Source organism: Seohaeicola zhoushanensis, assembly GCF_014656415.1.
In the GTDB taxonomy this organism is placed as follows: Bacteria; Pseudomonadota; Alphaproteobacteria; order Rhodobacterales; family Rhodobacteraceae; genus Seohaeicola_A; species Seohaeicola_A zhoushanensis.
In genome coordinates this window covers 35,267-48,803 of sequence record NZ_BNCJ01000015.1, presented here as the reverse complement: position 1 = coordinate 48,803, position 13,537 = coordinate 35,267, and the positions used below count along the sequence as shown (strand labels likewise).

The window sequence follows — 13,537 nt, the reverse complement described above, 5'->3', positions numbered from 1 at the left end:
CCCAACGCCCTCGTTTGAATCGCGAGGGCGTGATATATCTGGTTCCGTGAATGTCCTTCCACTGCCCGAGGGGGGTGGCGCGTGAGCCAGGGAGGCGGCAGCGATAGTCGGACGGCAAGAGTGGGTCGCGGCGGCGATATCTCCGCCGAGGCGATTGCGGCGCTGCAACGCCAGCTGACCGAAGCGCACGAGTTCCAGGCGGCCACGCGGGACGTGCTGGCGATCATCGCGAGCTCGCCCTCGAACGCCCAGCCGGTCTTCGAGGCCATCGCCGAAAGCGCGGCGCGGTTGACGGGGTCCTTCTACTGCAACGTCCAGCTCTTCGATGGCGAGGTGATCCGCCCCGGCGCCTCGATGAACTTCTCGTCGAAGGCGCTGAACAACGCCGCCTATCTCTCCGGCCCGCCGACCCGCAAGTCGCTGATCGGGCGGGCCATTCTCGACTGCGCCACGGTGCATTTGACGGATGTGACCAAGGACCCTGAATATTCCTCGGACTATGCCCGCAGCGGCGGCTGGCGCACGGCGGCGGCGGTGCCGATGATGCAGCACGGCAGGCCGCTGGGCGCCATCGCGGTGGGCAAGTTCGAGGCCGAGGCCTTCACGGATACCCAGCTGCGGGTGCTCGAAACCCTGGCCGACCACGCGGTGATCGCCATCGAGAACGTGCGCCAGTTCGAGGAGGCCCAGGCCCGCAACCGCCAGCTGCGCGAGTCGCTGGAGCGGCAGCAGGCGATGTCCGAGATCCTCGGCGTGATCTCCAGCAAACCGACCTCGCCCGAGCCGGTCTTCGAGGCCATCGCCAGGAACGCCCTGCACCTCTGCGACGCGCTCTTCGCCAATGTCTTCGTCTGGAAGGAAGGCCAGCTGCATTTCATGGCGAGCGCCCACAAGGACGTGCCTTTCGCCGAGCTGATGCGCGCCCGCTACCCGATGCGGCCGGATCGGACGCAGGTCTCGGGGCGGGTGATGCTTTCGGGCAAGGTGATCCGTATCGAGGACAGCGGCACCGACACCGAGTATGACCAGAGTTTTCTACCCACCGTGGGCCGCCGCCGGCTGATCGGCGTGCCGATGCTGCGCGAGGGCGAGACGGTGGGAGTCATCGTCATCGCCTGGAGTGAGCCGGGCGAGATCCCCGAGTCGAGCGAGGCGCTGCTCAAGAGCTTTGCGGACCAGGCGGTGATCGCCATCGAGAACGCGCGGCTGTTTCACGAGGTGCAGCTGCGCAACGCCGAACTGACCGAGGCGCTGGAACAGCAGACGGCGACCTCGGAGATCCTGACGGTCATCTCCAACTCGCTCTCCGACACGCAGCCGGTCTTCGACGCCATCGTCCGCAGCGGCTGCACCCTGTTCCCGGATGCCATCGTCAGCGTGGTGATGCCGAAGGAGGACAAGCTCCACCTGATCGCCGTCGCCGCCTCGGGCTCTGCGCGGGTCGAGAGCCTGCGCGGCCGCTTTCCGATCCCGATCTCGCGGGAATATCTGCATGGGGTCGCCATTCTCGACCGCACCTTCCTCGACGTGCCCGACGCGCGCGAGGTGCCCGCCCAGCTGAAACCCGGCGCGAACAGCTTCCTGGTCTCGGGCAACCGGGCGCTGGCGGTGATCCCGCTGCTGCGCGGCGCCGAGGCGATCGGCGCCATCAGCGTAATCCGGGCCGAGCCGGGACGGTTCAGCGACAAGCAGCGGGGAATCCTGAAGACCTTCGCCGACCAGGCGGTGATCGCCATCGAGAACGCCCGCCTGCTGAACGAGCTGCGCGAGTCGCTGCAGCAGCAGACGGCGACGGCGGACGTGCTGAAGGTGATCTCGCGCTCGGCCTTCGATTTGCAGGCGGTGCTCGACACGTTGGCGGAATCGGCGGCGCGGCTCTGCGAGGCGGAACATGCCTGGATCTTCCGCCGCCACGGCGATGTCTACCGCTTTGCCGCCAGCTTCGGCTTTGCCGCGGAACGGCACGAGCAGATCCGCGACTACCTGAAGTCCATGGACGTGGTGGCAAGCCCCGGTACCGCCATCGGACGTACCGCCATGGCGCGCGAGCCTGTCCAGATCGCCGACGTGCTGGCCGACCCGGATTACGGCTGGACCGCGCTGCAGGATATGGCGCAATACCGCTCGGTCATGGGGGTGCCGCTGCTGCGCGATGGCGAAACCATTGGCATTCTCGCGATGACGCGGGGCACCGTGCGCCCCTTCACCGACAAGCAGACCGAGCTGGCGACAACCTTCGCCGACCAGGCGGTCATCGCCATCGAGAACGCGCGCCTGTTCGAGGAGGTCCGCGCCCGCACCGCCGAGGTGCAGGAGGCGTTGGAATACCAGACTGCGACCAGCGACGTTCTGGGGGTGATCTCGCGCTCGCCCAATGCGATCCAGCCGGTGTTCGAGGCCATCGTCAGCACCGCCAAGCGGCTCTGCGAGGCGACCGATGCGCATATCTTCCGGCTGAACGGCGATACCTACGAACTGGTCGCCCACATGAAGAGCCCGCAGGCGCGGATGATAACCCAATACCTGCTCAAGACCCCGATCCGCGTCGGCCTGCGCGGATCGGTGACGATCCGGGCGGCCGAGGCCTTGAAGCCGGTGCATGTGCCGGATTCGACGCTCGATGCCGATTACGATGTCGGGCTGATGCGCCAGCTCGGGCGGCGGGCGATCCTGGCGGTGCCGCTGGTCCGCGACGGCGTGGCCATCGGCGTCATCACCATGCAGCGCCATGCCGACCGGCCGTTCAGCCAGAAGCACATCGACCTGGTCTCGACCTTCGCCGACCAGGCGGTGATCGCCATCAACAACGTCGAGCTCTTCGAGAAGGTCGAGACCCGCTCGCGCGAGCTGAACGAAGCGCTGCGCCAGCAGACCGCCACCGCCGACGTGCTGAAGGTCATCTCGCGCTCGGCCTTCGATCTGGAAAGCGTGCTCGGAACGCTGGTCGAGGCGGCCGCCCGGCTCTGCAACGCCGACCAGGGCACCATCGCGCGCGAGATCGGCGGGCGCTTCATGCGGGTGGGCAGTTTCGGCTTCTCGGCGGAATTCGATGCGCTGGTGCACGATGTCCCGGTCGAGCGGGAACGCGGCTCGGCTGCGGGGCGGGCCCTGAACGACGGCAAGATCGTCCATATCGCCGATGTCCTCGCCGACCCGGAGTATACCTTCGCCGAAGGCAAGCGGCTGGGCGGGTTCCGCTGCATCCTCGCCGTCCCGATGCTCAAGGAGGGACAGGCCAACGGTGTCCTCATCCTGACGCGGACCAGGCCCGAACCCTTCGCCGAGCGCGAGATCGAACTGGTGGCGACCTTCGCCGACCAGGCGGCCATCGCCATCGAGAACGTGCGCCTGTTCGAGAGCGCGGAGCGCCGCTCGCGCGAGCTGGCGCAGTCGCTGGAGGAATTGCGCGGCGCGCAGGACCGGCTGGTGCAGACCGAGAAGCTGGCCTCGCTCGGCCAGCTCACCGCCGGCATCGCGCATGAGATCAAGAACCCGCTGAACTTCGTCAACAACTTCTCCGCGGTCTCGGCCGAGCTGATCGACGAACTGGGCGAGGCGCTGGAGGGCGTCCCCCTGCCCGAAGCGGTGGCCGAGGAGATCACCGACTTGGCGGGTATGCTGAAGGGCAATCTCGACAAGATCGTGCAGCACGGCAAACGCGCCGATTCCATCGTGCGCAACATGCTCATGCACGCCCGGCAGGGCTCGGGCGAGCATCGGCCCACCGACGTCAACGCGCTGGTAGAAGAGAGTCTGACACTGGCCTATCACGGCGCGCGGGCCGAGAAGGCGGGGTTCAACATCACGCTGGAGCGCGACTTCGACGCCGAGGCCGGCGCGGTCGACCTCTACCCGCAAGAGATCACGCGGGTGCTGCTGAACCTCATCTCGAACGGTTTCTACGCCGCGACCAAGCGCAGGACCGCCGAGACCGATGCCTATGAACCGACGCTGCGGGTCGCCACCCGCAACCTGGGCGAGGCGGTCGAGATCACCATCCGCGACAACGGCACCGGGATTCCGCCCGAGGTGCGCGACAAGCTCTTCGCGCCCTTCTTCACCACCAAGCCGGCGGGCGAGGGGACGGGGCTGGGCCTGTCGATAAGCCATGACATCGTGGTCAAGCAGCATCGCGGGCAGCTCGGCGTTCGTTCGGAACCCGGCGCCTTCACCGAATTCCGCATCGTGCTGGCGCGCGACGCGGCAAGGGAGACCGAGACATGAGCCTGCTGATCCTGGTGGTCGACGACGAGGCCGACGTCGAGACGCTGTTCCGCCAGCATTTCCGGCGCGAGCTGAAGGCCCGCGCCTTCGACATGCAGTTTGCCCAGAGCGCCGAGGCGGCGCTGAGCGCCATCGACGGGGCGGTTGATGCAACGCTGATCCTGATCCTGTCCGACATCAATATGCCCGGCACCAGCGGGCTCGACCTGCTGACGAAGGCGCGGGTGGTGCGGCCCGACGTGCCGGTCATCATGATCACCGCCTATGGCGACGGCGAGACCCGGCGCAAGGCACTGGAGCGCGGGGCCGAGGGCTTTCTCACCAAGCCGATCGACTTTGCCCGGCTGCGCGACGAGATCCGCGCCCGCGTGGAGAAGGCCGCATGATCTCGCGCGTGCTCTTCGTGGACGACGAGGAAGACCTGGAGCCGCTGGTGCGCCAGAAGTTCCGTCGCCAGATCCGCGAGGGCGATGTCAGCTTCACCTTTGCCCGCGACGGCATCGAGGCGCTGGAATGCCTCAGCCGGGGCGAGGGGATCGACCTCGTCGTCACCGATATCAACATGCCCCGAATGGACGGGCTGACCCTGCTGGAAAAGCTGCAGGAGGGCGAACAGGGGCCCTCGACGATCATCGTCTCGGCCTATGGCGACATGTCCAACATCCGCACGGCGATGAACCGGGGCGCCTTCGATTTCCTCACCAAGCCGATCGACTTCGCCGACCTCGAAACCACCATCGCCAAGACCATGCGCCACATCGCTTTGCTGCGCGAGGCACGGCAGCGGCAGGCCGAGGCGGAACAGGCCTATGCGGCGCTCTCGCGCTATTTCTCGCCCAACCTGGCCGAGCGGCTGGCCTATGGCGCCGAGGCGGTGGAACTGGCCGGCCAGCGGCGCGAGGTGACGGCGGTCTTCACCGACATCGCCGGTTTCACCTCACTGGCCGAGACGCTCGACCCCTTCGTGCTGGGCGAGCTGCTGAACGACTATCTCAACGGCATGACCGCTGTGGTCTTCGCGCATGAAGGCACCGTGGCCAAGACCGTGGGCGATGCCATCCATATCCTCTTCGGCGCGCCGGGCGACCAACCCGACCATGCCGAGCGCGCGGTGGCCTGCGTGCTGGCGCTCGACGCCTTCGCCGAGGGCTTTCGCGCCACATGGGTGTCGCGCGGCGTGGCGGTCGGCCCGACCCGGATCGGCGCGCACAGCGGCCCGGCCATCGTCGGCAATTTCGGCGGCGGGCGGTTCTTCGACTACACCGCCTACGGCGACACCATCAATACGGCGGCCCGTCTCGAGGCCGCGAACAAGCATCTCGGCACGCGGGCCTGCGTCAGCGCCGACCTGGCGCAGCGGGTCGAGGGCTTCTCGGGCCGCCCGGTCGGCGCGCTGATGCTGCGCGGCCGCTCGGAGGCGCTGCCCGCCTTCGAGCCGCTGCGCCCCGCGGCCATGGCCGAACCCGCGACGCAGGCCTATCTCGCCGCCTTCGAGGCGCTGGAAGCGGGCGAGAGCGCGGCGCTCCCGGCCTTCGCGGCGCTGCTCGGCTCCAAGGCCGACGACGCGCTGGCGAGCTTCCACCTCAAGCGCCTGCTGAACGGCGCCAGCGGCAGCTGCATCCGCTTCGACTGACCTCACATCGGCGTCATTCCGCTTTGGCCGCGCTTGATCGGAAAGGCGCGGGAACATAATGTGAACATCATGCCCGCAAGAACCCTCTCTGAAAAGCTCGCCATCCTGTCGGATGCCGCCAAATACGACGCTTCCTGCGCCTCCTCCGGGGGGCAGCGCCGCGACTCGCGTGATGGCAAGGGGCTGGGGTCGTCGGGCGGATCGGGTATCTGCCACGCCTATGCCCCCGACGGGCGCTGCATCAGCCTGCTCAAGATCCTGATGACCAACTTCTGCATCTACGATTGCGCCTATTGCGTGAACCGCGCCACCAGCCGGGTCGAACGCGCGCGCTTCTCGGTCGAGGAGGTGGTGAAGCTGACGGTGGAGTTCTACCGTCGCAACTATATCGAGGGGCTGTTCCTGTCGTCGGGCATCATCCGTTCGCCCGACGACACCATGGCCGACATGGTCCGCATTGCCCGAACCCTGCGCGAGCAGGAGGGCTTTCGCGGCTATATCCACCTCAAGACCATCCCCGACGCCGCACCCGAGCTGATCGACGAGGCCGGGCGCTGGGCAGACCGGCTGTCGATCAACGTCGAGATGCCGACCGAGGCGGGGCTGAACCGGCTGGCGCCCGAGAAGGACGCCAAGGGCATCCGCAAGGCGATGGCCGAGGTGCGCCTGCGCCGCGAGGCCTCGCGCGAGGCGAGCTATACCGGCAAGCGCAAGGCGCGCTTTGCGCCGGCCGGGCAGTCGACGCAGGTGATCGTCGGGGCTGATGCGGCCGACGATCACGCGATCCTGTCGCAGTCGACCAACCTCTATGCCAATTACGGCCTGTCCAGAGTCTATTATTCCGCCTTCTCGCCGATCCCCGATGCCTCGAAGGTGCTGCCGCTTGCCCGCCCGCCGCTGCTGCGCGAGCATCGGCTGTACCAGGCCGACTGGCTGCTGCGCTTCTACGGCTTCGAGGTGGGCGAGATCGCGTCCAGGGGGATGCTCGACTTGGACGTCGACCCCAAGCTCGCCTGGGCGCTGGAGAACCGCGCCGCCTTTCCGGTCGACGTGAACCGCGCGGCGAAGGAGATGCTGCTGCGGGTGCCGGGCTTTGGCACCAAGACGGTGCAGCGGCTGCTGGCGGCGCGGCGGCACCGGACGCTGCGCTACGAGGATCTGGCGGCGATGGGCGCGGTGATGAAGCACGCCAAGCCCTTCATCGTGGCGGCGGGCTGGTCGCCACGCGGGCTGACCGATGCCGCGGCGCTGCGCGCCCGCTTTGCCCCGCCGCCCGAGCAACTGAGCCTGTTCTGACATGCGCGAGGTGGTGCTTCCGGTGATCGGCACCGTCGCCGCCTGGCGGCGCGAGGCGCGCGCGCTGGCGCGGGCCGGGGTTCGTCCCGAGGCCGTGGTCTGGAGCGTCGGGGCGGAGACGGGCGACCTTTTCGCGGGGGGACCTGTCGCGCCCGCCGCCGAAGGCCGCGAGCTGCGTCTGCCCCGCGCCGCCATCGAGACGATCGAATCCGCGCTCTGCCATTCCGACCCCGAACGCTTTGCCCGCGCCTATGCGACCGTTCTGCGCCTGACCGACGGCACGGTGCGCTGGGGCGACCGGAGTGACCCGGCGATCCGGCGCATCCTGCACCAGGCCAAGGCGGTGAGGCGCGACATCCACAAGATGCACGCCTTCGTCCGCTTCCGCGAGCTGCCCTCGGACAGGCCCCGCCGCGCCTTCGCCGCCTGGTTCGAGCCCGAGCATCCGATTGTCGAGGCGGCGACGCCCTTCTTCGCCAGGCGCTTCGGCGACATGGATTGGCTGATCGCCACGCCCTCGGTCACCGCGCGCTTCATCGGCGGCAGTTTGACCTTCACCGAGACCCTTGACGCCGCACCCCCGCCCGAGGATGCGACCGAGGATCTCTGGCGCACCTACTACGCCTCGATCTTCAACCCGGCGCGGCTGATGGTGCGGGCGATGCAGTCGGAAATGCCGAAGAAATACTGGAAGAACCTGCCCGAGGCCCGGCTGATCTCCGAGCTGATCCGCGAGGCGCCGCGCCGCGCCGCCGAGATGCAGGCCGCCCTGCCGACCGAACCGCCCGCCCGCCGCGCCCAGGTCGCGCGCGAGATGGCGCGGCGGGCCGAAGTGGTGCCGGTTGTGGGAACACTGGAGGAGGTGAAGGCCCAGGCCGACCGCTGCACCCGCTGCGCGCTGCATGGCCCGGCGACCCAGACGGTTTTCGGCGAGGGCCCGCAGGACGCCGCGCTGATGTTCGTCGGCGAGCAGGCGGGCGACACGGAGGACCTGTCCGGCCGCCCCTTCGTCGGCCCCGCCGGGCAGGTCTTCGAGACTGCGCTGCAGTCGGCGGGCGTGGAGTGCAGGGGCGTCTACGTCACCAATGCCGTAAAGCACTTCAAGTTCGTCCCGCGCGGCAAGCGCCGCATCCACCAGCGCCCCGACGCGGGCGAGGTGGAGGCCTGCCGATGGTGGCTCGACCTGGAACGCCGCCATGTCCGGCCCCGCCTGATCGTCGCCTTGGGCGCAACCGCCTGCGCGGCGCTGACCGGCTCGGGCAAGGACCTGCTCAGGCGGCGCGGGCGGATCGAGGCGGCGGGCGATGGCACGCCCGTCCTCGTCACGCTCCACCCCGCCTATATCCTGCGCCTGCCCGACGCGGCACAGCGCGCGGCCGCGCTGGCCGCTTTCCGCGCCGATATCGCCCTAGCGGCCGAAGCCGGCGGCGGTGGGCAGCCAGGTGGCCAGTTCGGGCACCAGGATCAGCACGCCCAGCCCGCAGATCATCAGCAGCACGAAGGGCGCCGCGCCGCGCACGATGGCGCTTAGCGGCGCATCGGTGATGCCCTTGATGACGAACAGGTTCATCCCCACCGGCGGCGTTATCAGCGCCAGTTCCAGGTTGATCATCAGCAGCACGCCATACCAGACCGGGTCGATGCCAAGGCTCAGCATCGTCGGCAGCAGGATCGGCGTGGTTATGAGGATGATGGCGATGGTCTCGAGGAACATGCCCAGGATGAAGATCAGCACCATCACCAGCAGGATGAAGGCAATCGGGCCAAGGCCGAGCGCGACAACCGCCTCGGTGACGCCAACCGGCAGGCGGATCAGCGTGATCGCATGGCCGAACATAGCCGCCCCGGCGATGATCATGAAGACCATCATCGAGGTGCGCATGGTGGCATAGGTGCAGTCCCACAGGTCGCGCAGCGAGAAGTTGCGGTAGACCAGCAGTGCGACAAGCAGCGCGTAGAGCGATCCGGCGGCGGCGGCCTCGGTGGCGGTGAAGATGCCGAAATAGATGCCGCCCATCACCACTGGCGGTGCCATCAGCGCCCAGGCGGAACGGCGGAAGGCGGCGACGGCGCGGGGCCAGCCGGCCCAGTCGGGCGACTCGACCCCGGTGCGCGCACGCGCCTGGATCATGCAGAAGATCGAGAAGACCAGCGCCAGCAGCAGCCCCGGCACCACACCGGCGAGGAACAGCGCGCCGATGGAAGCTTCCGAGACGATGGCATAGAGGATCATCGGCCCCGAGGGCGGGATAAGGATGCCCAGCGTGCCCCCTGCGGCGACCACGCCCAGCGCATCGCGCTCGGGATAGCCGAACCGCTTCATCTGGGGGATCGCGCTCGACCCGATCGAGAGCGCGGTGGCGACGGAAGACCCCGAGATGGCGGCGAAGATGGTGCAGGCCAGCACCGTGGCAACGCCGAGGCCGCCCTTCACGTGGCCAATCACGGTATGGGCGAAGGTGTAAAGGTCGTCGATCACCCGCGCGCGGATCATCACCTGCGCCATGAAGACGAACAAGGGAATGGCGCTGAGCGCCGGCTTGTTGAGGTGGACGTAGACCGCGTCGCCCAGCCCGTCGATGTCACCCTCGGCCAGCCAGAGCACGGCGCTCGCGGTCAGGCCGAGCGCGGCGAAGATCGGGATACCGGTCAGCAGCAGCAGGATCAGCGCGCCGAAGACGAGGAGAATGGTCATTGGCGCACCTCAACGATGGTCCGGAACAGCCGCAGACCGGCCGCGAGGAACAGCAGCACCGCGCCGATCAGCACCGGCACCTGCGGGATCCAGGTCTGGATCTCGATATAGCCCACCGAATAGGACCCGAAGGAGCGCGCGAAGGAGATCGAATCCCAGATCGAGAAGCCCACGACCACCGCAAAGCCCATGACCGACAGGCTCGCCAGCGCCGCCTGAAGCCGCGCCGCGCCGGGGGTCAGCCGCGAGGTGACAAGGTCGATCGAGATATGGTCGCCCCGCCGGAACGCCTCGGCCGCGCCCAGCATGACGATGGCGACCAGCAGATAGCCGATCATCTCGTCATTCCACTGCAGGGGCCGGTCGAAGATATAGCGGCGCACCACCGCGACCACGATCTGCCCCAGCACCCAGAGGATCAGCAGGGTGCTCAGCGCGCCGCAGAGGCGGACCAGCCCGGTGATCAGGCGGTCGGGAAAAAAGGGGGCATTGCCTGCCCCCTCATCCTGTTGCGATCCGTGCATCCGACGGTCACATCTTGCCGAGAAGTTCGAGCAGCTTCTGGCTGTCCGGGTCGCCTTCGCCGAAGGACTTGTCGAACGCCGGGCGCATCACCGCTTCCAGCGCCGAGATTTCCTCGGGCGTCGCGATATGCACCTTCACGCCCTTCTCCTTCAGCTGCTCGGGACCGGCGCCGCCTGCCTCGACCGAGGCTTCGATCGCCCATTCCGACGCGGCGAGACCGGCCTGTTTCAGGGCTTCCTTCGACTTGTCCGACAGGCCGTCATAGAACTTGGGGTTCAGGTAGCCATGCAGATAGGCCGAAAGGACCGGTACCACGGTAAAGGCGTCCTGCACCTCGTAGTATTTCCGCGACACGGCAGCGGCCACGTCGGTGACTGCGCCGTCAACCACGCCGGTGGCCAGCGCCTGGTAGACCTCGGAACCCGGCATCGCGGTCGGCGTCGCGCCAAGCGCGGCAATTGCGGCGTCGAAGGGCGGGGTCAGGCCGCGCATCTTGAGGCCCTTGAAGTCCTCGGGCTTGACCAGCGGCTCGCCCTTGGTGGTGAAGACCGAGGTATTGGTCTGGAACATCCAGACCACGTTCTTCACGCCCTTCTCGAGCAGTTTCTCTTCCAGGAAGGCGGCTGCCTCGGAGGTCGGCCACTTCTTCCAGATCTCGATATCGCCGAAGGCAAAGGGCGCGACGGTGACGTTCATGATCGGCAGCGTCTTGCCCCACTGGAAGTTCAGCGAGAAGGCGCATTCGATGTCGCCCTTGGCGGTCGAGACGATGTTCTCGCGCGCGCCCACCAGGCTGTCTGCGCCGAAGACCTGCACGTCGAGCTCGCCTTCCGACAGCTTCTCGACCTCGGCGGCCCAGCGGTCGACGACCTTGGCAATGTGGTGGCCCGGAGGCAGCTGGTGGCTGCAGCGCATCTCGGTGACGGCCAATGCGCTGGTCGCCGAAGCGGCCAGGAATGCTGCGCCGATGGCAGCGGAAGTCAGGACTTTCATGTTCAGGTTTCCTCCCTAGTGAATTCTCAGGCCATGGCCCGCCACCGCGCGTTGGCCGGCGCTCCCGCCCGCGCCAGCGCGCCGTGAAACTGTTCGCCCGGCATCGCCTCCTCAGCGATGGCGCGGGCCTGCTTCAGGCCGTCCAGGTCAATCCCCGTCGGGTATCCCATGGTTTCGGCCAGATAGACAACATCTTCGAACACGACATTGCCCGTGGCACCCGGCGCAAAGGGGCAGCCGCCCAGCCCGCCGAGCGAGGCGTCGATCACCCGCGCCCCGTTGTCCAGCGCGGCGGCGGCATTGGCGATGCCCATCCCGCGGGTGTCGTGCAGGTGGATGATGAAGGGCCGCCCGGCGCAAAGCCGCTCCATCCGCGCGCAAAGCGCGCCGACCTGGCGCGGCCCTGTATAGCCCACGGTATCGGCCAGCCCGACGATGTCGGCACCTGCCTCAAGGCAGGCCTCTGCCAGGGCGATCACCTGGTCCGGGTCCACGTCGCCCGAGATCGAGCAGCCAAAGGCCATGGCGATCCCGGCATTGACGATCTTGCCCGGCGCCTCGGCATCGCGCCGCGCCGCGACGTGGCGCACCAGGTCGACCGCCGCCGCACGCGGGCGGCGCATGTTGGCCTGGCTGTGCTCCTCGGTGGCCGAGACCACGCAGACCATCTCGCCGATACCGGTCTGCAACGCCGCATCCGCACCGCGTTCGTTCAGGGTCAGCCCGGCGGTATGCACGCCCAGCCGCGCGCCCACCGCCAGCATCTCGGCAATATCGGCGAATTGCGGGAAGCGTTCGGCGGGCAGGAAGGACCCGACCTCGTAGTGCCGCACGCCCGCGCCGGTCTCGCGCTCCAGCCAGGCGGTCTTGGCAGCGGTCGAGGGCAGCGCCTTGGCCAGTTGCAGCCCGTCGCGAAGCCCGACTTCGCGCAGGGTGACGCGGTCGGCGGGGTAGATGGCGGCGAGGCGGCTCATGCGGCGGCCCCCGTCGCGGCGGCGATCTCGGCCTCGGAGAGCCCCGCCTCGGTTAGAACCGCCCGCGTATCGGCTCCGATCGCGGCGATATCGACAGCACCGCCGGCAACAGCGCCGCCGTCCACCTCGAAGGGAAGGCCGGGGGCGCGGAAAACTGTCCCCTCGGGCAGGCGCGAGGAGATCAGCCCGCCGGGGCGCAGCACATGCGGGTCGTCGTACATCTCGGCCGGTCGATGGATCGGCGAGAAGGGGATGCCGGCGTCCTCGAACTTGGTCACCAGTTCGTCGAAGGTGAAGCGGCGCACCGCCTGCGCCACGATGGGAATGGTCCAGTCGCGCGCGTTGATCTGGTCCATGCGGTTCTGCAGCTGCGGGTCGGCCTTCAACACGTCGAGGTGCAGCAGGGTGCAGAGCGTCACCCATTGCCCCTCGGTCACCGCCCCGATGAAAACCTGCCGGGCATCGCCGGTCTCGAAGATGTCATAGACCGGCCAGCTGAACTCGCGTTCGGGCATCGGCGGCGCCTCTCGTCCCTCGATGTCGAATTGCACCATGTGCTGAGCGACAAGGAACAGGCAGTTCTCGAACAGACCGGTGCGCAGCGCGTGGCCCTTGCCGTCGCGCCCGCGCTCCAACAGCGCCGCCAGCACCGCGAAGGCGCCGAACAGCCCGCCCATGATGTCATTGGCCGACGACCCGATGCGCAGCGGCCGCCCGGTCGGGCCGGTCATATAGGCCATGCCGGTCATCATCTGGACGACCTCGTCCATCGCGGTGCGGTTCTCGTAGGGGCCTTTCAGGAACCCCTTGAGCGAGGAGACGATCAGGCGCGGGTACTTCTCGCGCAGCACCTCGGGGGCGAAACCCATCTTCGCCAGCGACTGGTCGCGGAAGTTCTCGACGAAGACATCCGCCGTCTCCAGCAGCCGGTGCATCGCCGCCTTGCCCGCCTCAGACGTCAGGTCCAGCGTGATGCTCTTCTTGCCCCGGTTGAAGGTCGGGTAGAAACCGCGCCCCATGCCGGTCAGCGCGCGGGTCTTGTCGCCCTCGGGCGGCTCGACCTTGATAACCTCGGCGCCCAGAAGGCCCAGGAACATGCCGCAGGACGGCCCCATGATCATATGCGTCATCTCGACAACGCGCAGCCCGGCGAGCGGCCTGAAATCCTCGGTCATGCGGTAGTCCTCCCGACGCGCA

Annotated in this window: 9 protein-coding genes and 1 pseudogene; 5 read left to right on the top strand and 5 right to left on the bottom strand. The window is 68.1% G+C overall.

Annotation, left to right across the window (positions count from 1 at the left end; genetic code table 11):
• Positions 1 to 120 precede the first annotated feature (120 nt).
• The 5 genes from IE266_RS19675 to IE266_RS19655 all read left to right on the top strand — a co-directional run bounded on the left by IE266_RS19675 (position 121) and on the right by IE266_RS19655 (position 8,684).
• The gene (locus tag IE266_RS19675) at positions 121 to 4,224 is read left to right on the top strand and encodes a GAF domain-containing protein (RefSeq protein ID WP_189681830.1); all 4,104 of its coding nucleotides are present in this window, start codon (positions 121 to 123) and stop codon (positions 4,222 to 4,224) included.
• Positions 4,221 to 4,610 (top strand): response regulator, encoded by a 390-nt coding sequence (locus IE266_RS19670; RefSeq protein ID WP_189681829.1) that lies wholly within the window; start codon positions 4,221 to 4,223, stop codon positions 4,608 to 4,610. Before IE266_RS19675 ends, IE266_RS19670 begins: the two co-directional genes overlap by 4 nt.
• Positions 4,607 to 5,857: an adenylate/guanylate cyclase domain-containing protein gene (locus IE266_RS19665; RefSeq protein WP_189681828.1), complete on the top strand. Its 1,251-nt coding sequence runs from the start codon at positions 4,607 to 4,609 to the stop codon at positions 5,855 to 5,857. Before IE266_RS19670 ends, IE266_RS19665 begins: the two co-directional genes overlap by 4 nt.
• 69 nt (positions 5,858 to 5,926) lie before the next feature.
• Positions 5,927 to 7,153: a putative DNA modification/repair radical SAM protein gene (locus IE266_RS19660; protein ID WP_189681827.1), complete on the top strand. Its 1,227-nt coding sequence runs from the start codon at positions 5,927 to 5,929 to the stop codon at positions 7,151 to 7,153.
• 1 nt (position 7,154) lies between these two features.
• Positions 7,155 to 8,684 (top strand): UdgX family uracil-DNA binding protein, encoded by a 1,530-nt coding sequence (locus IE266_RS19655; protein WP_189681826.1) that lies wholly within the window; start codon positions 7,155 to 7,157, stop codon positions 8,682 to 8,684.
• Here the strand turns inward: IE266_RS19655 and IE266_RS19650 are convergent.
• The 5 genes and pseudogenes from IE266_RS19650 to IE266_RS19630 form a co-directional block, all read right to left on the bottom strand.
• Positions 8,646 to 9,848 (bottom strand): annotated as a pseudogene (locus tag IE266_RS19650) (TRAP transporter large permease); the annotation flags it as partial. The gene IE266_RS19655 and the pseudogene IE266_RS19650 sit on opposite strands and share 39 nt — an antisense overlap.
• The gene (locus IE266_RS19645; RefSeq protein WP_189681825.1) at positions 9,845 to 10,372 is read right to left on the bottom strand and encodes a TRAP transporter small permease; all 528 of its coding nucleotides are present in this window, start codon (positions 10,370 to 10,372) and stop codon (positions 9,845 to 9,847) included. The gene IE266_RS19645 and the pseudogene IE266_RS19650, both read right to left, overlap by 4 nt.
• A gap of 7 nt (positions 10,373 to 10,379) precedes the next feature.
• Positions 10,380 to 11,366, bottom strand: coding sequence for a TRAP transporter substrate-binding protein DctP (gene dctP, locus IE266_RS19640; RefSeq protein ID WP_189681824.1), 987 nt, complete (start codon positions 11,364 to 11,366; stop codon positions 10,380 to 10,382).
• A 26-nt stretch (positions 11,367 to 11,392) separates the two neighbouring features.
• Positions 11,393 to 12,340, bottom strand: a complete 948-nt coding sequence (locus IE266_RS19635; protein WP_189681823.1) for a hydroxymethylglutaryl-CoA lyase — start codon at positions 12,338 to 12,340, stop codon at positions 11,393 to 11,395.
• The gene (locus tag IE266_RS19630; protein ID WP_189681822.1) at positions 12,337 to 13,515 is read right to left on the bottom strand and encodes a CaiB/BaiF CoA transferase family protein; all 1,179 of its coding nucleotides are present in this window, start codon (positions 13,513 to 13,515) and stop codon (positions 12,337 to 12,339) included. The genes IE266_RS19635 and IE266_RS19630 overlap by 4 nt, the downstream gene beginning before the upstream one ends.
• Between the last annotated feature and the right edge of the window lie 22 nt (positions 13,516 to 13,537).